General features: G+C 70.1%; 15 protein-coding genes and 2 pseudogenes. 7 read left to right on the top strand and 10 right to left on the bottom strand.

Translation table 11 applies throughout. The features are described from left to right. Positions 1 to 1,015: 1,015 nt before the first annotated feature. Positions 1,016 to 2,068 carry a sigma-70 family RNA polymerase sigma factor gene (locus tag KIK05_RS45900; RefSeq protein ID WP_214417246.1) on the bottom strand — a complete coding sequence of 351 codons (1,053 nt, stop codon included), beginning with the start codon at positions 2,066 to 2,068 and terminating at the stop codon, positions 1,016 to 1,018. A 71-nt stretch (positions 2,069 to 2,139) separates the two neighbouring features. Here KIK05_RS45900 and KIK05_RS45895 point away from each other — a divergent pair, with 71 nt between their 5' ends. Continuing rightward, the gene (locus KIK05_RS45895) at positions 2,140 to 2,763 is read left to right on the top strand and encodes a DinB family protein (protein ID WP_214417245.1); all 624 of its coding nucleotides are present in this window, start codon (positions 2,140 to 2,142) and stop codon (positions 2,761 to 2,763) included. Between the two features lie 60 nt (positions 2,764 to 2,823). Beyond that, positions 2,824 to 3,006: pseudogene (locus tag KIK05_RS49670) on the top strand (Scr1 family TA system antitoxin-like transcriptional regulator); the annotation flags it as partial. 78 nt (positions 3,007 to 3,084) lie between these two features. On the opposite strand, the gene KIK05_RS45890 reads toward KIK05_RS49670, so the two are convergent. Both KIK05_RS45890 and KIK05_RS45885 read right to left on the bottom strand, forming a co-directional pair. Next, complete coding sequence (locus tag KIK05_RS45890; protein ID WP_214417244.1) at positions 3,085 to 4,332, bottom strand: alpha/beta fold hydrolase; 1,248 nt, start codon at positions 4,330 to 4,332, stop codon at positions 3,085 to 3,087. Positions 4,333 to 4,725: 393 nt separating this feature from the next. Then, positions 4,726 to 5,676, bottom strand: a complete 951-nt coding sequence (locus KIK05_RS45885; RefSeq protein WP_214417243.1) for a helix-turn-helix transcriptional regulator — start codon at positions 5,674 to 5,676, stop codon at positions 4,726 to 4,728. A gap of 64 nt (positions 5,677 to 5,740) precedes the next feature. Between KIK05_RS45885 and KIK05_RS45880 the strand changes: the two genes are divergently transcribed. Beyond that, the gene (locus tag KIK05_RS45880; protein ID WP_214417242.1) at positions 5,741 to 6,115 is read left to right on the top strand and encodes a VOC family protein; all 375 of its coding nucleotides are present in this window, start codon (positions 5,741 to 5,743) and stop codon (positions 6,113 to 6,115) included. Between the two features lie 14 nt (positions 6,116 to 6,129). Here the strand turns inward: KIK05_RS45880 and KIK05_RS49665 are convergent. Together KIK05_RS49665 and KIK05_RS45870 are read right to left on the bottom strand one after the other, a co-directional pair. After that, a pseudogene (locus KIK05_RS49665) lies at positions 6,130 to 6,504 on the bottom strand (alpha/beta hydrolase); the annotation flags it as partial. Between the two features lie 194 nt (positions 6,505 to 6,698). Beyond that, entirely contained in the window at positions 6,699 to 7,370 is a 672-nt protein-coding gene (locus KIK05_RS45870) for a TetR/AcrR family transcriptional regulator (RefSeq protein ID WP_214417241.1), read from the bottom strand. Between the two features lie 128 nt (positions 7,371 to 7,498). Here KIK05_RS45870 and KIK05_RS45865 point away from each other — a divergent pair, with 128 nt between their 5' ends. After that, positions 7,499 to 8,953 (top strand): serine hydrolase domain-containing protein, encoded by a 1,455-nt coding sequence (locus tag KIK05_RS45865; protein WP_214417240.1) that lies wholly within the window; start codon positions 7,499 to 7,501, stop codon positions 8,951 to 8,953. 275 nt (positions 8,954 to 9,228) lie between these two features. Beyond that, positions 9,229 to 10,182 (top strand): M64 family metallopeptidase, encoded by a 954-nt coding sequence (locus KIK05_RS45860; RefSeq protein ID WP_214417239.1) that lies wholly within the window; start codon positions 9,229 to 9,231, stop codon positions 10,180 to 10,182. 234 nt (positions 10,183 to 10,416) lie between these two features. Here KIK05_RS45860 and KIK05_RS45855 read toward each other — a convergent pair whose 3' ends face one another. From KIK05_RS45855 to KIK05_RS45840, 4 genes are all read right to left on the bottom strand, one after another. Continuing rightward, a complete protein-coding gene (locus KIK05_RS45855; protein WP_214417238.1) occupies positions 10,417 to 10,827 on the bottom strand; it encodes a hypothetical protein in 411 nt (136 codons plus the stop codon). Positions 10,828 to 11,503: 676 nt separating this feature from the next. Beyond that, the gene (locus tag KIK05_RS45850) at positions 11,504 to 14,008 is read right to left on the bottom strand and encodes a collagenase (protein WP_214417237.1); all 2,505 of its coding nucleotides are present in this window, start codon (positions 14,006 to 14,008) and stop codon (positions 11,504 to 11,506) included. Positions 14,009 to 14,121: 113 nt separating this feature from the next. Next, positions 14,122 to 15,069: a LysR family transcriptional regulator gene (locus KIK05_RS45845; protein ID WP_214417236.1), complete on the bottom strand. Its 948-nt coding sequence runs from the start codon at positions 15,067 to 15,069 to the stop codon at positions 14,122 to 14,124. Positions 15,070 to 15,516: 447 nt separating this feature from the next. Beyond that, positions 15,517 to 16,569 carry a YncE family protein gene (locus KIK05_RS45840; protein ID WP_214417235.1) on the bottom strand — a complete coding sequence of 351 codons (1,053 nt, stop codon included), beginning with the start codon at positions 16,567 to 16,569 and terminating at the stop codon, positions 15,517 to 15,519. 115 nt (positions 16,570 to 16,684) lie between these two features. Between KIK05_RS45840 and KIK05_RS45835 the strand changes: the two genes are divergently transcribed. Next, positions 16,685 to 17,587, top strand: coding sequence for a LysR family transcriptional regulator (locus KIK05_RS45835; RefSeq protein WP_214417234.1), 903 nt, complete (start codon positions 16,685 to 16,687; stop codon positions 17,585 to 17,587). Positions 17,588 to 17,787: 200 nt separating this feature from the next. Continuing rightward, on the top strand, positions 17,788 to 18,060 hold the full coding sequence (locus tag KIK05_RS45830; protein WP_214417233.1) for a VanZ family protein: 273 nt from the start codon (positions 17,788 to 17,790) through the stop codon (positions 18,058 to 18,060). A gap of 9 nt (positions 18,061 to 18,069) precedes the next feature. On the opposite strand, the gene KIK05_RS45825 is transcribed toward KIK05_RS45830, so the two are convergent. Then, positions 18,070 to 20,833: FtsX-like permease family protein (locus KIK05_RS45825; protein ID WP_214417232.1), on the bottom strand; the 2,764-nt coding region annotated here is incomplete at its 5' end.

The following is a 20,833-nucleotide window of genomic DNA, read 5'->3' as shown; positions in this document are numbered from 1 at the left end:
ACCAAGAGGGCTACCTCAACCGATCCAAGATCGGCCGCCGTAACCGCTACACGGTCAACCCGGATCGCAGCTTCCGCTACCCCACCGAGGCCGATATGCCCGTCGGCGTACTGCTGGACATCTTCACACGCCACCAGCGACGCGACACAGATCGGCCGCCCGGACGGTAGAGCGCTGCCCACCGGAGCTCACGAGGACACTGGGCCCCGCCCCAGGGCACGGCTCGCGCGAAGGAATGGATGCGCTCGGGCTGGCGGCTTACCATGAAGGTCCTCCTCTGGAGGAGTTTTCAACCGAAGGACCGGCGAGTTTCCACTTGGGAGCCCTTGGGCTCGGCTCGCCGGTCCTGGTCGCTTCTCCGGGCTGATCAGGGCTGAACTCAGCACGCTCGCCGTGTCCTGGGGCATCGACACGTCCCGGTCGCCGATCGCCCGCCCCGCTGGTCGCCGCGATGAGGCTGCTGGTGTGGCGGACCAGCCCCAGGCCGGCGGTCTCGCACAGCCGTCGCATCAGCTCCTCCTCGAGCAGCGTCGGCATCTCGTGCGGTCCGTCCGCCGTGGCCGGCCGGTCTCGCAGCTCAGCAATGGCGGGCCCGCCCCGAACCTGCTCTACCGTCACCGGCCGGTCACACAGCTCGGCCGCGGGCATCGGCAGGAACGGCGCCAGCCCCCCACGGCTTGAAGTGCACGCCGACGGACCGGGTCCGGAGTGGGTAGCCGAACTCCAACGCGCGGGTGGGCGTGGTGACCACGCAGCCTTCGGCGTACTCGGCCGTCTCGATGTCGGTGCCGGCGCGATCGCCGACGTGCCGCCGGAACGGGCGAGCGTCCGGCGTTACGCAGTCGGCAGGCCGTTGAGGTCCAGGCGGCGGCCGGTGCGCAGCTGGATCCCTGCCGCCCTCCAGCCTCACCCGCGCGATCTTGTCATGACCACTGACACAACCTCTGCCCCCGATTCCCGAAGTGTCCGGCTCTCCCCGGCCCTACAGGTGATCACCCGGAGATCCGTCCTTGAGTCAGGGCAGCGAGGCGGGGAGCCCGAAGGGCTCGAAGTGGTCCGGGGCGAGGAACGAGATGATCTCGGCGATGCGGTCGCCGCGCAGGGTCAGTACGGTGATCGACCAGCCGTTGTACGCGCACGTTTCCTCGTCCCACAGGTAGAAGGCCACGGCAGGCGCGCCGTTGGCGCCGGTAGGGAGGTGCCGCCAGGAGCCGCACGCGGTCAACGGCACCGTGGCGGCGAAGCCGGCGACGGCCTCGACGCCCCGGTACCAGCGCGCCAGCGGCGGCATCGACCAGGTGACGTCCTCGGCCAGCAGCGCGACCAGAGCGTCCACGTCACCGCGCTCGAACGCGGCGGCGAACCGGGCGACCACCTCCCGCCGGCGCACGTCGCCGGCCTTCCGCGGCACCTGCTGCCGGCTCGATGAGGGGATCTTCTGGGCCACGGTCGTGCGGGCCCGCTGCAGAGCGCTGTTCACCGACGCGGGCGAGGTCTCCATCATGGCGGCGATCTCGGCGGCGGAGAAGCCGAGGACGTCGAAGAGCAGCAGCGCCGCCCGCTGGTTGCCCGGCAGGTGCTGCAGCGCGGCGACGAAGGCGAGCTCCACCGCTTCCCGCTGCTCGTACCGCGCGTCCGGCCCGGCCTGGCCTGCGGGGAGGGCGGTGTCGGGATAGGGGCCGAGCCAGGCGACGTCCGTCATCGGCGCCTCGCCCACCACGGCGTGCGAGCTGGACGGGCCCAGGTCGACGGGCAGGGCCCGCCTGCCACGGGTCGCGACGGCGTCCAGGCAGGTGCGGGTGGCCAGGGTGTACAGCCAGGAACGCAGCGAGGCCCGTCCCTCGAAGCGCGCGAGCCCCCGCCACGCCCTCAGCAGGGCCTCCTGCAGAGCGTCGTCGGCGTCGTGGACCGAGCCGAGCATTCGGTAACAGTGAGCGTGCAGTTCCCGGCGCAGGGGCCGTACCAGGCGGGTGAACGCGGCGTCGTCCCCGCCCCGCGCCCGGTCGAGGTCGGAATCGTCGGCTCGCCCGTCCGTCGTCTCAGCCACCTCGGAGGAAATTTCGCTCACGACCGATGATTCTGCCTCATGCCCGGAGTCTCCTCTTGGACCGACTGATACCCCTACCAGGGAGGACTCCCATGACCGACGCATCGTCCAACACAGGACGCGCCGCGCATGAGGCACAACTGAAGGCAGACCTGCGCCGCTATCTCCAGGAGGCCCGGGAGGCGCTCGTGGGGAAGCTGGACGGGCTCTCGGAGTACGACGTCCGCCGGCCGATGACCCCGACCGGAACCAACCTGCTCGGACTGGTCAAGCACCTGGCCGGCGTCGAACTGCTGTACCTGGGGTTCGTGTTCGGCCGGCACTACGGCGAGCCGGTGCCGTGGTTCCGCCCGGACCTCGGCCCGAACGCCTTCGAGCCCAACACCGACATGTGGGCGACCGCCGAGGAGTCCCGCGAGTACATCGTGGACACCTACCGGCGTTCCTGGAAACACGCGGACGCCACCATCGAGGCCCTCGCCCTGGACGCGATCGGCCACGTGCCGTGGTTCCCCGAGGAGTACGCCCAGGCGACGCTGCACACCGTCCTGATCCACCTGATCGCCGAAACCCACCGCCACGCCGGGCAGGCCGACATCGTGAGGGAACTGATCGACGGCTCGGTCGGGGGAAGGGTGCCTCAGATGGACCAGGCGTGGTGGGAGACCTACCGCGACCGCCTGGAGCACGCGGCCCGCAAGGCCGCCCAGAGCTGACCCGGCCTGTAGACGTGAGCCGTACCGCCGACCGATCCGGCGACGGTACGGCTCACGCGTGCCGCCGGTGACGACCCGGCCAACATCTGGGTCGTCCTGAACGAAGCGGCCATACGTCGCCTCGTGGGCGGCAGATCGGCTATGCGCGGCCAGCTGCAACGACTGGCAGGGATCGGACGACTCGACAACGTCACGCTGCGAGTCCTGCCGTTCGAGGCAGGAGCACATCCGGGCATGGACAGCGCGTTCACCATCGGCTTCGGGTTCTGGCACCGGGGCGGGACCGGCATCCCGCCAGTTCCGGTGCTTTCGATCAGACGGCTATGGCAGACGCTCGAAAGCTCCGTCGGCGCCGGCCTCGGCGCCGATCTGCTTGGCCGTGCTGAGGGTCCACTGGTAGCCGGTGGCCGGGTCGTTCAGCGAGGAGGCCAGCAATATGGGCGGGGTGCCGTCCACACGTAGCCGGTGCTGCGGGTTGGGAATGGGCGTGGGCTGCCCCAGGCAACCCGCGATCCGGCCCAGCGCAGCCGTGCTGTACCTCATGTCCCCGGCCCGCGCCGCCTGCCGGCGCAGGAGTGAGGCGTACTGCCTGTAGTCGGTGACCGGCAGGTGGAAGTCCTGGCAGAACACCGGCGTACTGACCCTCACCTCCTCGTCCTTCTGGGCGCTCGCCGCCGGGTGCGGGCCACCGGTGTCGATTGCCACCAGCATCTGGGCGAGTTCGGCCCAATTGGGGTTGTAGAGTCCAGCGAACGCTGTGTCCACCAGCTCGTAGGCGCCCAGGGGTACGTCCGGCCGACCCGGCTCGTGAAGCTCCCCGCGGTCGGCCCGCTCAAGAAGCCTTCTCCAGAACGCCCGGACGTCCTCGCCGTTCAGCGCGCACGACGCCGTTGCCTCACACCAGGTGACGAACTGGTCGAACGCTCCGGCCGTCTGGGCGGCCGTGGTGTTCAGGTAGCTCGCGGTGTTCACGCTGTGGTCGAAATTCGAGTCGAGCGCGAGCGCCCTGACCTTGTCGGGGAAGCGCTCGGCGTATGCCTGGCCGATCAGTGTGCCGTGCGAGACGCCGTAGTAGGTGAGCTTGTCGTCGCCCAGCGCCGCCCGAAGAGCCTCCACGTCACGCGCGACGTCCAGCGAGCTCACACGGTCGTACAGCGGTCCGGTGCGCCTCCGGCAGTCCTCCCGCAGCCGCTGGTTGTACGACAGCCAGGCGTCCATGTCCGCCTGATTCTTGATGAGCGGGTGCGGACGTTCACTCACCAGCGCTGCCGAGCAGACCACCGGGTGGCTGCGTCCCACCCCGCGGGGGTCGAACCCGACGATGTCGAAGCGACCGCGAAGCTCGGTGCTGAAGTAACTGCTGCCGTGCACCACGAAGTCGACACCGGAGCCGCCCGGCCCGCCGGGGTTGACGACCAGGGAGCCGACCCGGGTGGCCGGAATGGCGGCCTTGCGCCGCGCCACCGCCAGGTCGACGGTGGCGCCGCCGGGGGTGTCCCAGTCGATGGGCACCTTCAGCGTGCCGCATTCGGCGGTCGTGTCCTCGGCGCACGGCGCCCAGCTGATCATCGCTGGAGGAGGGGCGGCACTGGCGACGCCTCCCGGAATCAGACTGAGGGCCAGAGACGAGACGGCTGCGAGCACGATGTGACTCTTCATGTGATCCTTCGCGGTCAACGCTGTCATGGGCCTGACGACCTACAAGATCATGAGGTGATCCACATAACCCCCTCATAAACGGCCGCTCCTCCGCCGGCAGCGAGCACGCTGAGCGAGGCCGAGCCGGACCTGATCGACGCCGGCCGCCGAGCCGGGGCCACCTGGGAGCAGGTCGCGCCGGCGCTGCGGGTGGCCGACCGCCGCGCGGCACGGCCGACTACCCGATCGTCCGCTCCCACGGCAACGGCACGCCCACCGCGCGACCCGGCCGCCTTCGAGGAACAGCCACCTTGATCCCTACCATCAGCGGTTGGCTGCCAGAAGGGCCTGGGCCCGCCGGGAAAGCGCTTCGCGCACGTCCTTCGGGGACAGGACGGTCAGCTCGGTGCCCAGGCTGAGGAGGTAAGCGGCCAGGCGCTCGGCGCTGTTGCCGCCGATTCGGACCACGGTGGCTTCGGGGCCATCGGGGCTGTGTGTGCCGATGGTGGGCGGGACCGCTTCCAGGGCGCGGTCCAGGGGCAGCGGAAGGCGGATGGTCGTGTACAACGGGTAGCTGACGCTCGAGATGCCCTGGGAGACCAGCTGTGCTGCCTCGGGAGGGTCGGTCAGGTCGGCTGGTTCGGTGGTGGGGTGAACGGCCGTCACCCGGTCGGCGCGGAATGTGCGCCACTCCTGCTTGGCCACGTCTCGGGCCACCAGGTACCAGCGAAGACCGGTGTGGACCAAGCGGTAGGGGTCTATCTCCCGGACGGTGGCGCGGCCGGCGTGGTTCTGGTAGGACAGGGTGGCGCGCCGCGCGCTGCCGCAGGCCCGCGCCAGTTCCAGCAGCACAGGCATGCCGATCTGCGGTTCGCCGGAGCGGGGGGTGTGATCGAGAGCCCCCTCCAGTGCGGCCATCTGGTCCCCAAGGTGTTTGGGCAGGATCTGGCGGAGCTTGAGCAGTGCTGAAAGGGCGGCTTGACCGGTGCCCAGGACTCCGCTGAGAGCGGCCTCGCGCAGACCGACGGCGACGGCCAGAGCCTCCTCATCGTCCAGCACCAGCGGTGGCATCCTGGCACCGGGACTGAGCCGGTAGCCGCCCCATGGACCGGGCTCGGACTCAACGCCATAGCCCAGGTCCCGCAGCCGGGCGATGTCCCGGCGGATCGTGCGGTCGGTCACCGCCATCCGCTCGGCCAGTTCACGACAGGTCCATATCGGGCGAGCGGACAGCAGTGACACCAGGCGCAGCAGGCGGGAGGAGGTCCTGGTCACAATCACCAGTGTCCATCATGACCAGGACCTCTCCTGTCCTGGTCATGGCCTACCGTCCGGTCCCATGAGCACCCCCCGGATACGTCTCCTCTCCTTTGACCTCGACTGTCTCGACCCGGCCGAGCTGGCGCGCTTCTACGGCAGTGCCCTGGATCTGCCCGTGCTGTACCGCAGCGACGACTTCGTCCTGCTCGGCAGGGAAGGGGCAGCCGGGCTCGGCTTCATCCGCCAGGCCGACTTCCAACCCCCGACCTGGCCCGATCCCGCCCGCGGCAAGCAGGCCCACCTGGAACTGGGCGTCGACGACCTGGACGCTGCACAGGAGCGGATGCTCGCGCTGGGCGCCACCCTGCCGTCCTTCCAGCCGCGCCCCGACGTACGGCGGGTGCTCCTGGACCCGGCAGGGCATCCCTTCTGCCTGTCGACACACGGAATCTGAGCCTGCAGCCCGAGTGGAAGCGCCTGGTCACGTTGGCACAGCACGTAGGTGGAGGGCACGGTCCGCCATACTGCGCGGGTCACCGGCTGCTGGAATGACCGCAGGCTCTGCTCGACGAGTTGGCTGACGGCGTGCTCGGCCTGGTCATCGGGCAGGTCTCCGTACAGCGATGTGCGGGGGTCATCGAAGATGACGGGACAGGTGCCGCTGCGATCCTCATCCTCGGGCTTGGGAACGGGCTGGCCATGGATGCTGCCGAGGGACTCGCCCTCAGTCGGCATGTAGGCCGCGAGGTAGACGAGGTGGGCGAGGCCTGGATGGTCGGTGGACGTCTCGGTGGCCGGGAAGCCGCCGTAGGAGTGGGCGACGACGACCACGGGTCCTTCCATCTGAGCATCAGCAACTCATCGCGGATCTTCGGGCCCTCGTGGACTTCCGGGCCCTGACCCCCTGTGGGCGGTCCTGCTACATCAGCCCCGGCTCCACGCCCGCAGACGGAACCCCGACCAGGAGTCATCGCCCTAACGACTCCCGATACAGTCGTGGCGCCCGCGGAGGCGCGAGGGTCACGGTCACTGCCCGGCTAGAGCCGGGCCGCCAGGCCGTCGAGGACCCGGTCGAGGCCGTACGCGAACTGGTCCTCGCGGAGTTGTCGCGGGTCCACGTTCTCGTCGAAGCCGGGGCTGCGGTCCGCCACCCATGCGCGCTCGGTGCTGCCGCTGCGGGCGATCAGTGAGACGTATGCGGCCTCGGTGGTCGCGATTCCGATGACGTATGACATGAGTGTCGCCGCGGCCTCGCGCTTCTCGTTCTCGGGGAAGCCGGCCACCTCGAACTGCGTGAGCAGCTCCGATGACATCCGCATGGCGTTCGGGCCGATGTGAATGAGTCCGACCTGGCCGAGCTCGGGGGCGATCCAGGGGTGGCGCAGGACCATGGCCCGCACTTCAATGGCGATGCGGGCGACCGTCGTGCGCCACTGCGTGCGGCCGGCGGAGACCGGCAGGTCGAGCTCTCCGTAGACGTCGTCGACGGCTAGCTGGATGAGTTCGTCCCTGTTGGCCACGTGCCGGTAGAGGGAGGTGGCTCCGGCGCCGAGCCGGGCGCCGAGTTTGCGCATACTGAGCGCCTCGACGCCCTCCGCGTCCAGCAGCTCGATGGCCGCAGCCACGATCTGCTCGCGGGTCAGCTGCTCCCGCTGCGGATGGTGCGGACGGGTCCACACCGAGGCGATCGGCTTCTCGCCGAATGGCATAGACCTCACCTCTCTTCTCAGCCGCTTCGTCTCCTCTCATCGTAGCGCACGTCGTACGCGTCTTGCGTACAGCGTTCCGAGATGCGTACATTGTTCGCATCGAGTGCGTATCGAGATGGGAACCTGCGATGTCGAACAAGGTGAGCTGGGACGAGCAAGGCAACTGGGGCGCCAACGGGCCATGGGGGACGCGGGACTCCGCCGGCCGGAAGCTGGATCTCGCCTACTGGCAATCCCGCCTCGACCAACTCCGCGCCAAGCACCATGTGCCGGGCGCGGCCCTCGCCATCCTCGTCGACGACACCGTCCACGAACTGGCCAGCGGCGTCCTGCACCGCGGCACCGGCGTGGAGGTGACGACCGATTCGGTCTTCCAGATGGGCTCCATAGCCAAGATCTACACCGCCACCCTGATCATGCAGCTCGCCGAGTCCGGCGAACTGGATCTGGACGCGCCGGTCGTGGACGTGCTGCCGGAGTTCTCGGCCGCCGACCCCGAGGCGACCAGGAAGATCACCACCCGCCGACTGCTCAGCCACACAAGCGGTCTCACCTGCGACTTCACCTACGACAGCGGGCGCGGCGACGACTGCCTCGCCAAGTACGTCGAGGCCGCGAAGAACGTGGCGCTCGACTGCCCGCCCGGCAGCGCGATCTCCTACAGCAGCGTCGGCTACAACGTGCTCGGCCGGATCATCGAGGTGGTGACCGGCAAGGTCTGGGACGAGGCGCTCAAGGAGCTGCTCCTGGCCCCGCTCGGCCTCACGCACACCATGACGCTGCCCGAGGAGGCGCTGCGGTTCCGGGCGGCGATGGGGCACCTGGGCACGCCGGGCCAGGAGCCGGACCCGGCGCCGTCCTGGGACCTGATGCCGCGCTCGGCCGGCCCATACGGGCGGGTCATAGCCACCGCCGGCGACCTGGCCCGGCTCGCCCGGATGCACCTCGCCGGCGGCGTGGCCGCGGACGGCACCCGCGTGCTCGCCGAGGAGACGGTCGCGCAGATGCAGCGCCGCGTGGTGGACTGCCCCGACAAGTGGACGGTCAGCTCGGATGGCTGGGGCCTGGGTTGGACACTGTACGACTGGAACGGCGTCGCCGGCTACGGCCATGACGGCGCCTCCATCGGCCAGTACGGCTACCTGCGCGTGGTGCCGTCGGCGGGCGTGGCGGTCGCGCTGCTCACCAACGGCGGCGGTGCGCGTGAGGTGTACGCAGCGCTCTACCGCGAGCTCCTCGCCGAGCTGGCCGGGGTGACCATGCCGGAGCCCTTCACCCCGCCGGCCTCGCCGCCCGTGGTCGACTGGGCACCCCTCGCGGGTACGTACCGGCGCGAGGGCGTGGTCATCACCGTGACCGAGAAGGACGGTACGGGGCACGCGCTCTACGAGTTCGTCGACGGCATGAAGGACTTTTCCGAGCCCCTTCAGATCGATTTGCTGCCGGTGACGGAGACGGTCTTCGCCGGTACGGGGGTGGGGGCGGCCTTTAGTGAGGACTACACACCCGTGGTCTTCTCAACGCTGCCGGACGGGACGGGCTGTATCTACATCGGTATGCGCTGCGCCCCGAAGGCCGCGTAACCGGCCATGCCGGGAGCACGTTCACCAGTTGCGGGGGACGTCATCGGCGAAGGGTGAAGAACGTGCGGAGGTCGCCGGCGAGGAGGTGGGGTTCCTCTTGCGCGGCCTGGTGCCCGCCTTCGCCGTACCGAACGAAATGATCAATGTGGTCTACCCGTGCGTACGAGAAGACATTCACGGCATAACTGGAGAGTTATGGATATTACGGATTAGTTGGACGCGCACCTTCTGCTCAGCCTTGGGGGGACAGCACTTCCTTCTCGCAAGGAGATACCGTGCGCCGAACCCCCCACCTGGCGGCGGCCGGCCTGCTCCTGGCCGTCCTGGTCGCCTCACCCGCCAGCGCCCGCACCCAGCCCACCGAGTGGGTGGAGCTCTTCTCCCCCGACGGCACCATCCGGCAGGCGGAGATCGCCCAGCGCCCACAGCCACCCACGGCCTTCACCGCACCCCCGCCGGCCGATGTCGTGGCCCTGCAGCACACCGGCCCCTCCGACCAGCGCTTCGACCTGGTCTTCGTCGGCGACGGCTACACCGCCACCCAGCTGGCCACCTTCCACGCCCACGCCGCCGCACAGTGGGCGCTGATGACCAGCGTGGAGCCGTTCAGGACCTACAAGGACTCCTTCAACGTCTGGATGGTCGACGTCGTCTCCCCCCAGTCGGGTGTCGACAACGACCCCACCCAGGGCGTCACCAAGAACACGGCGCTGGGCATGGGGTTCTGGTGCGGCGACCTGGAACGCCTGCTGTGCGTCAACGAGTCCGCCGCCCTCGCCTACGCCGCCAACGCGCCGCAGGCCGACCAGGTGGTGGCGCTGGCCAACTCCACCAAGTACGGCGGCGCGGGAGGCAGGGTCGCCACCGCCTCCGGCGGCAACAACCAATCAGGGTGGATCGCGGTGCACGAACTCGGCCACTCCATGGGCGGACTGGCCGACGAGTACGACACCCCCTACGGCCGCTACACCTGGGCCGAGCCGAGCGCCCCCAACATCAGCGTCTACAACGCCGCCCAGCTGGCCGGCATGCGGCGCAAGTGGTACCAGTACCTCGGCCGGCCCACACCGGACGGCGGAGTGGTCGGCGCCTACGAGGGAGCCGGCTACTACCGGTACGGCCTCTACCGGCCCTCCCAGGACTCCCTCATGCGGACACTGGGCAAACCGTTCAACACCATCGGCCTCAACGCCATGATCGCGGCCATCCGCGCCAGGACCGGAGGATGACCCCCGACGGCAGACCCATCTCATCCTGGTGGTGACGGTGTAACGGCACACGTCAGGCTCGTCCCGGCGGCAGCACTCCGGGCGACGGCCCCACCAGGCGGTGTAGACCGGCCGGCCGGACAGCGTCTCCTGGTGGGCCTGTCCGGCCGGTCTCGGCGGTTCCCCAGCACGATGCGCCAGGGAGCCGCATGGGCTGCCCCATCCACCTATCAGTCGCGGCGGCCCGCCCCGGCCTCACCGCTGCCTGCTCCGAGACGATCGATCTGGCGACTTCCGGGCGGGAAAGGTGTCGGACCGATTGAGCTGCGCTGTGAACCCGTCAGCCGCCCACACCGCGGCGCCCAGAGTGCCATTGCCCAGCGGTACGAACTGCGACGCCCTGGTGTTCGGCGCACCGAGCACGATGTCGGACCGACGCACCACATTGGGCGTGTCGACAGAGAAGCCACCGTTCCGCCAGGCGGTTGTCGTTGTGGCGGCGTTCGCCGTCTGCGCCGGCCACAGACCGACGTGAAGGCAGAGAACGGCGATGGCGACCATTCCAGCCGGGACGACCGCCGCTGCCGGCTGTCGCGCACCACTGACGAACCCACCTGAGATGATCATCACCTTGATCTTGTGGATCGCCACGTCGGTCACTGCCACCGCGGCCTCCTTCCTGCAAGGCACGGTCGCCGTACCGAGCCGGAGGATTCAAGCAATCGGTTGCCCGGACGTCATGTTCGGCTTGATCCGTCCGATGTCTCGCCTGCGTTGCGCAGGACGTTACGCCCGCCTTGCGGGGTCTGGCAAGGCATTCATCTGGTGTTTCCAAGCCCGTGGAGATAAGTCTGGATGATGGAATCCATGTCCTTCTGGAACCCGCCTTGTCTACCTGCGGAAAGTCGTGGGCGGAGTTGCCAATCTTCGTCCACCCGAGGTCTGCAAGCCCCGGAGTCGAAGGCAAAGGTCCGATGTTCGCAAGGAACGCGCTCCTGACGGCCGTCGGTTCGGTGAGCGAGCACGAGGCGCGAGCCGCGTTCGCGGCGAGCGTCCTCCACGCCGGTGATGTCGAGAGCGTGACCGGCGCCCCCGAGGAGTTCCCCGGCGAGCGGCGCCACGACCGCCTGCCGACCTCCAGGCGGGATGTGGCGTCCTTGACGCGCTCCGTACGCCCCTCCGGAGACGAGCCCTTGACAGGCCCGACGATAACCACACGGAATCGACCCGGAAGACCAGAGCCGCCTGACGCCGAGGAAGACGCAGCCCACGGCTGAGGATGAGGCGAGCGGCCTTGTGGGCCGCTCGCCTCCTCTACCCTGGCGGGCTTCCCCTTGTTGGGTCAGAACCGCGTCTGGATGGTCAGGCCGCTGAAGGCCGAGGAGCCGTACAGCGTGATGTACCTCCAGCCCGCGGTCGCGTTGGAGATGCTGAGCCGCTCCGAGTTCCCCGATGCCCGGGACACCGCGGTGTAGTTGTCGCGCGTCGCCCAGGTGGAGGGGTTGTAGTACACATCAGCGTTGCCGGAGCCGCCGAACGTGGTGATAGCGAGGGTGACGCCGGCGGGTACGTAGACGGTCAGGGCAGTCGAGTTGCCCTGCGCCCCTGAGATACCGGACCGCTGGCAGTTCTGCCCCATGACGTACGTCGCGCCGGAGCAGGTCGGCAGGGAGCCGCCGCCACCACCGGACACGGTCACCGGCTGCGAGGTCGAGGCGGTTTTGCCCTTGCTGTCGGTCACAGTGAGACTGATGGTGTAGGTGCCCGCGGCCGAGTAGGTCTTCGTCGGATTGCTCGCCGTCGAGGTGGTGCCGTCTCCGAACGACCACGAACGCCCGGTGATGGTCGCGCCCGCCGACGCCGTGGACTGATCCGTCAGGGTGACCGTCAAACCGTTCACCGAGGTCGAGAACTTGGCCTGCGTGCTGGTGCTTGCGCAGGCCCCGTTCGCGCACGCGGTGAGCCAGCTGTCGAAGTCGGAGTCGTACCGGTTGCCGATGGTGCTGTTGACGTAGTTGTACGCGCCCTGGTAATCGCCGGCGCGGTACCTCCCGAGCAGGTGGTCGATGTCGCTGCGGTGCCGCTCGAACATGTACCGCACGGCCAGGTGACCCCATGGGTACGTGCGGGTGGTGTCGGCGTTGTCGTAGGTGCTCTGCCACAGCGTGCTCAGGCTGTAGCGGTGCGTGGCCGCCTCGGAGATCATGTTTCGGTCGATGACGCCCCGGTAGCCGTAGGACACGTATTCGGCGACGCCCTCGATCCACCAGATGTTGGGGTAGGAGGTCTCCTGGGTGAAACCGCCCTTCATGTCGTAGCGGCTGTCCAGATAGTGCGTGTACTCGTGGTTCAGGTTACGGATGTTCGCGGCCCATGGCCCGTCGGACTGGTTGAGCTCCTGGAAGGTGATGAAGCGCGGCTGGTTGTTCGGGTCGGTGGGGTCGCCGTCGAGGAACTCGCCGCCGTTGTCCGTGGAGTTGCCGTAGATCCATTGCGAGTAGACGTGGTAGTCCCTGCGTGTGGCGAAGATGTCGAGCTCGATGGAGCCCTTGTAGTCCCCGGGGATCGGGCCGTTGTCCCTCACCAGGGTGTGGAAGTAGGCGTCCTGGTTGAGGATGCTGGTGCATGTCTCGGTGAACTCCGAGTTCGTCATCGCCTGCGCGACGATGCGATGGGTCGAGTCACACGAGTAGGACCGGCTCTGGGACGCCGCCTTCATCTTGGTGAGGAAATCGCAGGCGTTGTAGTAGGAACAGTTGGCCTTGTCGTTCTGGTCGATTTCGCCTGCCACGTCGATCCACAGTGGAGCGGTCGATGTGCCCAGCGCGGAACGGCTGAGCAAGTCTCGTGTCAGCGGCTGGACCTTGGACTTCAGCGCCGGGATCGTCACGGCGTGCGTCATGAGGCCACCCGCGTTCGCGGGCAGGTAGTAGTTGTCCCCGGGCAGCAGGTCGAAATGTCGTATGGCGAAGTTGTAGAGCGTGTCCAGCAGGCTCGGGTCCGCGGTCAACGTGGCCGTGAAGTCGGCGTTCCAGTAGGCGGACAGGATGGGGTTCATCACGCCGTTGGCGAAGTTGAGCATGTTGTAGGACGTCCAGGTGCTGCTGTTGTACCCGTCGAGCACCCGCTTGTAGGCGTTCAGGAACTTGGCCTGCAGGTCTGCGTTCTCGGTCAGGTACAGCGCCTCGTGACCGATCGAGCCGTTTTCGTCGTCGACGTCCAGGAAGCGCGCGCTGTTGACGAGGACATCGAGCCCGGCTCTGGTCGCCTCGTGGGTTGCCGCGCTGAAGGCGGGAAAGGACGACATGTACTTGTACTGAACGTAGTACCCGGCGCGCAGGTAGAGCAGCAACTGCTCGACCTGTGTGGAGTTGTCGCCCGGGTAGCTCGCGGACGTGGAGCCGAGGGCGTTCGAGACCGTGGTCATGCTCGCGTCGGTGAAAGCACGTCGCCCGTCCGTCTGCGACAGGTTGAAGAGGCCGTATAAGCAGCCCGAGGTCGCCGAGCCCTTCACGAACGCCACCAGCGCCGAGCCCGAACGGTTGGCGAAGTCGTCCACGGTGCAGGTCTGCGCCACGGGCGCCTGGGGGCTCGCGGACCGGTCGGATTTCGCGTTCTTCTCGGGGACGAGTTCCGGACGGGCCGCGGCGACGGACAGGGGTGCATGGTAGGCGGATCGCGGAGCGCCCTTGTCAGGCGAGGAGTCGCGCGCCCCCACCTGCTCAGGTTTCGGTGAGCGGGCGGGCGCGCCCGCGACGGCGGGGATGGAGGGTGTCAGGGCCAGGCAGGCGGCGACAGCCAGGGCCGACATGCCGGCAGCGATGAATCGGGGGGTGAGATGACCCATCAGCACTCCTAGTGCTATGTCACATGTGCGGTGCGATGCACCATCTCACTCGGGCTGCGAACCCGACAATGGGTCAAGGGATATGACAATAAGCAGCAAGGCCATAACACGGCTCAGAAGACGCGGTAGATCCGCTCCGCCCAGGACTGGAAGTGCGTCGCCCGGCCGATCAGCTCCCGGTACGCCTCGACCGCTGCCATGTACAACGTCTCCGCCGCGTTGGCGGCCGATCCCTCACGGCGCCACACGAGCACATAGCGGCACCACAGCGGGGTGCCGACCAGCGGCTTGATCACGACCCCGGCGATGGGCTTGGTCGTCGCCTGCACCACTGTGATGCCGATGCCCTCTGCGATCATCCGCTGAAGCTGCAGCCTGTCTCCGAGGAATTCGTGCACGACCACCGGCGCGAATCCCGCGACCCGGCAGGCGGAGTAGAAGACGCCCGGCCAGCCGGCCCCGTCATCGGGCGTGAGAAACCACGCCTCGTCGGCGAGCTCATCGAGCGACAGCTCCGTACGGTGCCGGAGCCGATGGGTCGCCGGCAGCGCAACGAACACCGGCTCCGTTACGACCCCACGGTGTGAGATGGCCGCAGAGTGCTCCAGCTCCCGGCCGGGATAGTCGGCTGCGATCGCGGCGTCGATCGCAGCGGACTCCAGCAGATCGACGATGTCGGAGGTGGCGTAGACACTGCTGACCGTCAGAGCGACCTCCGGGAGCATGGACTGGAGCCGCATGGCCATGCCGGGCAGAATCGGCGTATTCGTGGCCGCCAGCCGGAGTGTCTCCCGCCCGGCCGGGTCGTTCCGCCGTCGCCCGATCCGTTCCGCCCGCGTCAGCAGATCATGGGCCTGCGCCAGCACTTCAGCCCCGAACGGCGTCGGCTCGACTCCCGACGCGGATCGCTCGAACAGTAGCCGCCCGAAATAGCCCTCGATGCGGCTCAACTGCGTGCTGACGGCCGGCTGGCTGTACCCAAGGATCGACGCCGCCCGGCCGACACTGCCGGCCTCGGCTATGGCGCAAAGTATCCGAAGATGACGGAGTTCCAGTTCCATGCGAGCACCTGACGCCCCACCCGGGCCTTGTCGGTATTCGACGTCTTCGGCGAGATATAGGCCATCCAATTTGGATTAGAGTGATCGTAGAAATCCCTCCGATGTCTGTCAACGGTCGGCCGACCTGACTGCTCCTCCAGGACGGTGTTACTGGCCGGTCATCGGACCACTCACCGTCGAACGCCTCGACAGCTCGTACCGCGCGTCGGCGATCGCCCGCCGAGACCGGCCAGACTCCCCGCGATCAGCAGAACCAGCGTGCTTCCCAGTCGGCGCCTGCATCTCCTGGTCGGCCTTGAGGAGATCGCTCGCGAGAACATCGTGGCGTCGCGCCCCGAAGATCCGGCGCTGGAACAGGTCGTGGACGGCCTCCAAGATGGCGTCCTCGCGGACAGGGGCCAGGTGACGGGCCGAGGCCGCCGGCCGTGGTCGTGGGCCGGCTCGTGCTCACGACGTCTGCCGTGGGATGTAGGCCAGGCCGTGCGCGCCCGGTTCGCCGCGCTTGGGGATCTCCAAACGCTCCAGCCGGCGCATCTCCTCCAGGTCCACCACGTCCACCGTGGAGGAGGACACGCAGGAGATGTAGCCGAGCCGGCCGTCGGAGGAGGAGGTGATCGTCAGCGGGAAGCGTCCGACCTCGATGCCGCCCAGCGTCCGATGGTCGTGGGCGTCGAACACGGTGAGCCGGCCCGGTGCCTGGCGGCCGAGCCGGGAGTCGGTGGCGGGTTCCATGCGCAGCTCGCCCGTGAGCAGCCGTCCGGTGGCGGTGACGTGGACGGGGAACGCCACCGCGCCGGTGGGCAGGATCTCGGTGACCGACGCCGTGGCGGCGTCGATGACGCGGATGCCGGGTGCCGCCGTAGCCCCTGAGGCGGCGAATGACCCATAGGGAGCGGCGACGAACACTTTGCCGCCGTCACCGGAGACGGCCAGGCCCTCGCTGCCGGGCACCTCCACCCTGGCGGTCATCGTGCCGGTGCGCAGGTCCACCACCGACACGTACGGCGCCTCCTTGTTGCTGGCGTAGCCCGCGCTTCCGTCCGGGCTGATGACGAACCAGTGCGGGCCCCTGGCTCCGGTGTCGATGCGGCCGATGGGCTTGCGCGTGGCGAGGTCGACGACCACTACGCCACCCGGCCGGTCTTCGGCCCCTTCGACGCTGACGTACAGCAGGTCCCGGCCGGCGTCGAGCGCGAGCCCGTGCGGCGCGTGCTCGGGCGCCAGGTCGATCACGTCCACGATGCGGCGCTCGTCGGGGTCGATGAGGGTGATCTCGCTGCGCCGGCCGCTGTTGGCGTGGTAGTAGCCCGCGCGGTAGCTGTGCGTGCACCACAGCAGGCGCCGCGCCGGGTCGAGACAGAGCTCGTGCGGCTCGGCCAGGACCTCGAGCACGCCCAGCAGCCGGTGGCCGGCCGCGTCGAAGAACGACACCGTGGGCCCGCTCTGGCTCACCACCGCCAGAACGTCGCCTTCCCGCCCGGCCAGTGCGTCGTGCGTCATCTGTTCCTCCTCGTCTGGGATGTGCCAGGCCAGTCTCGAAGAGGCGCGCCCTGTCGAGCAATGCAAAGATAGGCAAGTAATCTTTCCGCCCAGCGCAAGTCGGACGGGGATGCTCATGGATCTGAATTTGCTGGTGGCACTCGATGTCCTCCTGGACGAGGTCAGCGTGACCCGGGCGGCAGCACGGCTGGGCACCTCCCCTGCGGCGGCCAGTCGCAAGCTCGCCACCTTGCGCCGCGTCCTGGGCGATCCGCTTCTCGTCCGCGCCGGGCAGCGTCTGGTGCCCACCCCGCGTGCGCTGGAACTGCGTGAGGAGGTACGCGAACTCCTTCAGCGGTCCGAGGCCCTGCTCGCCCCCGCGGCCGCGCTGGATCTCGCCCAGATGCGCAGAACCTTCACCATTCAGGCCAGTGACCTGCTGCTGGCCGGCCTGGCCGCCCCGCTCCTGGAACGGGTCGCCGCCCTGGCACCACAGGTGGACGTGGTGTTCGCACCCGAGGCGCTGGAGGGCGGTCCCGGGTTGCGGCAGGGCGAGGTGGACATCGAGCTCGGTGTGCTGGGCAACCTCGACCCGGAGATCCGCACCGAACCGCTGGCTCGAACGGCCATGGTGGGCGTGGCCAGGCGAGGACACCCTCTGCTCGCCGAGCCCATCACCCCGCACCGCTTCGCGCAGGCACCGCACATCGGCATCTCACGTCGCGGGAGACTGCGCGGCCCCATCGACACCGCACTGGCCCAGCACGGCCTGCGCCGACGGGTGGCCGCGGTCGTTCCCAGTCACACCACGGCGATGATGCTGGCCGCCACCAGCGACCTCATCTGCTTGACGATCGACGGATGGCTGGATCAGACCCTCACCGCGCTGGGCCTGCGAGCCTTCCCCATCCCACTGGAGTTGCCCCCGGTGGCGATCGGGATGGCCTGGCACCCCCGCCACGTAGCCGATCAAGGACACCGCTGGCTCCGCCGCCAGATCCGTACGGTCACCAGCACCCTTGGCGCGCCCGCCGCCTGATCGCGCCGCATCCGCGGCGGCAACTCGGCAGGAAGCACGCTGCGGCCTTCGGGGCATCGTCCGCGCTGGGTGAAGAACTTCAGCCATTACCTCAGCGCCCGGCGCCGAGGTCGCCATCCCCGCGCTGATCGTGCAGGCCGTGACCGGCAAGACGTACTGGGACTACGTCGAGGAGAACATCTTCGAGCACTTTCACCGGCGTGGCACTCATCACGGTGGCCGGACTGCCGTTGGCCGCGCTGGTGACGTGGGCTCTGGCACGCCGTCGCGGTGTCGTCGGCACCACGCCGGCATGGGCGTGGCGGATGTCGCCGGCCGCGGTCGGCACCGCGCAGTACGTCCTGCGGCTGGACCGGGTGTCCTCTGTGGACGACGTGTCGATCAACACCGCCGGCGCCGGGCCGGCCGCGCTGGCGTCGCGCCGCTGGTGGCGCGCTACGGTAGCCGCACACGAGCCGCAGGTGGTGAAGTAGGCCGTGCGGCTATCCCTCGCCCGCGCGGAGCACCTCGCCGGGTCGCCGGCGGCGGCGCAGGGCCGACTCGATGGGCACCACCACGGCGACCACCGCCGGCAACGCGACCGCCACCAGGCCGAGCCGCGCCCAGGGCGGCACCAGGGACGGATCGGCGTCCTGCCCGGTGAGCAGCCGCAGCGCGAGCGGGCCGAGCGCGAGGCGCGCGACCAGGACCCCGAGCAGCGGGCCGGCCACGGCGGCGACCACCACCGGCGGCAGCAGTTCCCCCGCAGCGACCCAGCGGGCGTCCCGTGGCCGCAAACCGAGGGTGCGCAGCCGGGTCAGGGTCTGCCACCGCTCGGGCGCGCTCGCGGCCGCGCCGAGGGCGAGCCCCAGCAGTCCCAGGATCAGCAGGGTCAGAGCCGAGGCCCACGCCAACCGCAGCAGTCCCGCGGTCAGTGGAGCCGTGCGGCGTGCGCCCAGCACGTCGGCGCGCAGCACGGCGGTCGCGGCGACGTCGCCCGCCGAGACGGCCCGCGCCGCTCCGGGGCCGGTCACCCACACCGTGTTCGGCACGGCCCGCATACCGGCGGCGGCGACGGCCGCGGCGTCCACGAGGACGACGTCGCCGGCGTCACCGACGGCGGGCGCCGTACCGACGGCGGTGAGCCGGATGGCCGGGGCGCCGTCCCGGAGCAGTTGGAGCCGCATGCCGGGCCGCAGGTCGCCGCCGCTTGATCGCACCAGCGCGGGAACGTCGCCGTGGCCGGTCGCCGCGAGGCGGGAAAGCTGCGGCGCGTCCGGCAGTGGGGTGGACGCCAGCAGCCGCCGGAAGGCGGCGGCTTCGACGATCACCAGGCGCGGGGCGGCGACCAGCGAGTCGGCGACGACCCGCGCCCCGTCGGTGATTTGCGCGGCGACGGCCTGCCGGACTCCCGGCGCGGCGGCGATGCGCCGGGCGAGCGCGGGTGTGGAGGCCGCCGCGGCGGGGACGACGTCGAGGCGGGCGTCGGCGCCGACGGTGCGCCACGCGCCGTCCTCCAGGCCCTGGCCGGCGGTGGCGGCGAGTGTGAGCGCCGACGACGCCAGGGCGGCGGAGGTCACCAGGACCAGAAGCGGCAGCACCCGCGCGGACGTCGCGGCCGCCCGCGCCGCGCCGAACACCGCCAGCGGCCGGCGCGAGCGCAGGGCGCGCTTCAGCGCGAGGTGCGTCCCTGCGGGCAGCAGCCGCAGCAGGACGAGCGCGCCGGCGAGGACGCCGAGGGCGGGCGCGCTCGCGGGCAGCACGCCGCCACCGTCCGGGCCGGCCGCGTCGCCGGGGGCCGCGGCCGGGAGGATCCCGCGCTGGTACAACACGACGAAGGCGGCGACCGCGGCGATCACGACCGCGGCCTCGAGGGTGGCGCGGCGCAGCCGGGCCGTTCGGCCGGCCCATCGGCGCGCGCTCCGGTTGGCCGGGACACGCCGGTCGCGCGTGGCACGGGCGGCGGCGAGCGTCCCGTACACGGGACCGGCGACGGCCGCGGCGAGGACCACGGGAAGCACCCACCCCCAGTCGGCGCCGGGGGCGGCCGCGCGGGCGAGCGCGAGCCCGGCCGCGGCGGCCGACAGCGCGACCGCGGCGGACTCGAGCAGCAGCTCGGCGCCGATGTCGGGCAGGGCCGCCCCTCGCTGCCGGGCGGCGGCGAGCGCCGGGGCTCGGCGGCGGACCAGCAGGTCGGCGGCGAGCAGCAGGACCAGGACGGCGACGGCCAGGACGCCGGTGAGCAGGACCGACGCCTGCGCGGACGCGGCAGCGATCTGGGTCCGGACGTTCCAGAGCAGGGCGTCGAGCCGGGTCTCCCACTTCAGGGAGCCGTCGAGGGCGCCGGAGGAGCCGGAGGTCGCCTTGAGGGTGACCAGGGCCGCGGCGATCGCCTGGGCGGAATCCGACGTGAGCGTGCCCGGGTCGGGGGTGAACCGGACGGTTCGCTGCAGCTGGTCCTGCTCGAAGGCGAGGCGGGCGTCGGGCAGGGACTCGCGTGACAGCAGGCCGGCGAGCCGCGTGGTGCCCACGCCGTCCGCGCCGGAGACGGGACGCAGCAGCCAGGGGGCGGGCCGCCAGGCGGGGTCGGCGCTGTCGGTCGGCCGGAAGATGCCGCTGAGCTGGACTTTCTTGACGTTCCCCCGGTCGTCGGCGAGCGGGAGGTGAGCGCCCGGTCGCACGCCGAGAGCCTCGGCGTCCGCTTCCGACAGGGCGACCTGAACCGGCCAGGGCGGCCCCTCGTAGGGGACCTCGACATGGCCGTCCGCCTCGGGGACGGCGGACCGGGGCGGGCCGCCCGCGATCCAGGTCACACGGGGCCCGCCGTGGGCGTCCGCGAGATAGGTGAGCTGGAAGTTGCGCAGGACGCTGCCGTCGGTGACCTTGAGGACGGGGCCGGTGACGATGGCGACGGGCGGGCGCAGCGTCGCGCGCAGGCCGGGGGCGAGCGCGTCCGTGGCCCTGTCGCGGAAGTCGTCGACGTCCTCGGCGAGGCGGGGAGCGCGGACGCGGCCACGGTTGGGCCCGTCGTCCCGTTCCAGGCGGGCGTGGACCTGGAGGTCGGCGTCGCCTCCGGCGCGGCGGACCGCGTCCTGGACGGCGGCGTCGGCGGTGGCGCGCGTCAGCGGCGGCACGGCCCCGGCGAGCAGGGTGACGACCGCCACGACGGCGGCGGCCAGGAGCAGGGGCCCGGCGTCGGCGAGGGCCCGGCCGCGGATGCTCGGCCAGTGCGGGGCGGGCAGCCGCCGGCGCGACGGTGGCCGCGGG

Source organism: Sphaerisporangium fuscum, from assembly GCF_018531465.1.
In the GTDB taxonomy this organism is placed as follows: Bacteria; Actinomycetota; Actinomycetes; order Streptosporangiales; family Streptosporangiaceae; genus Sphaerisporangium; species Sphaerisporangium fuscum.
The sequence above is the reverse complement of the archived record's forward strand: the minus strand, read 5'-3'. Positions and strand labels throughout refer to the sequence as shown.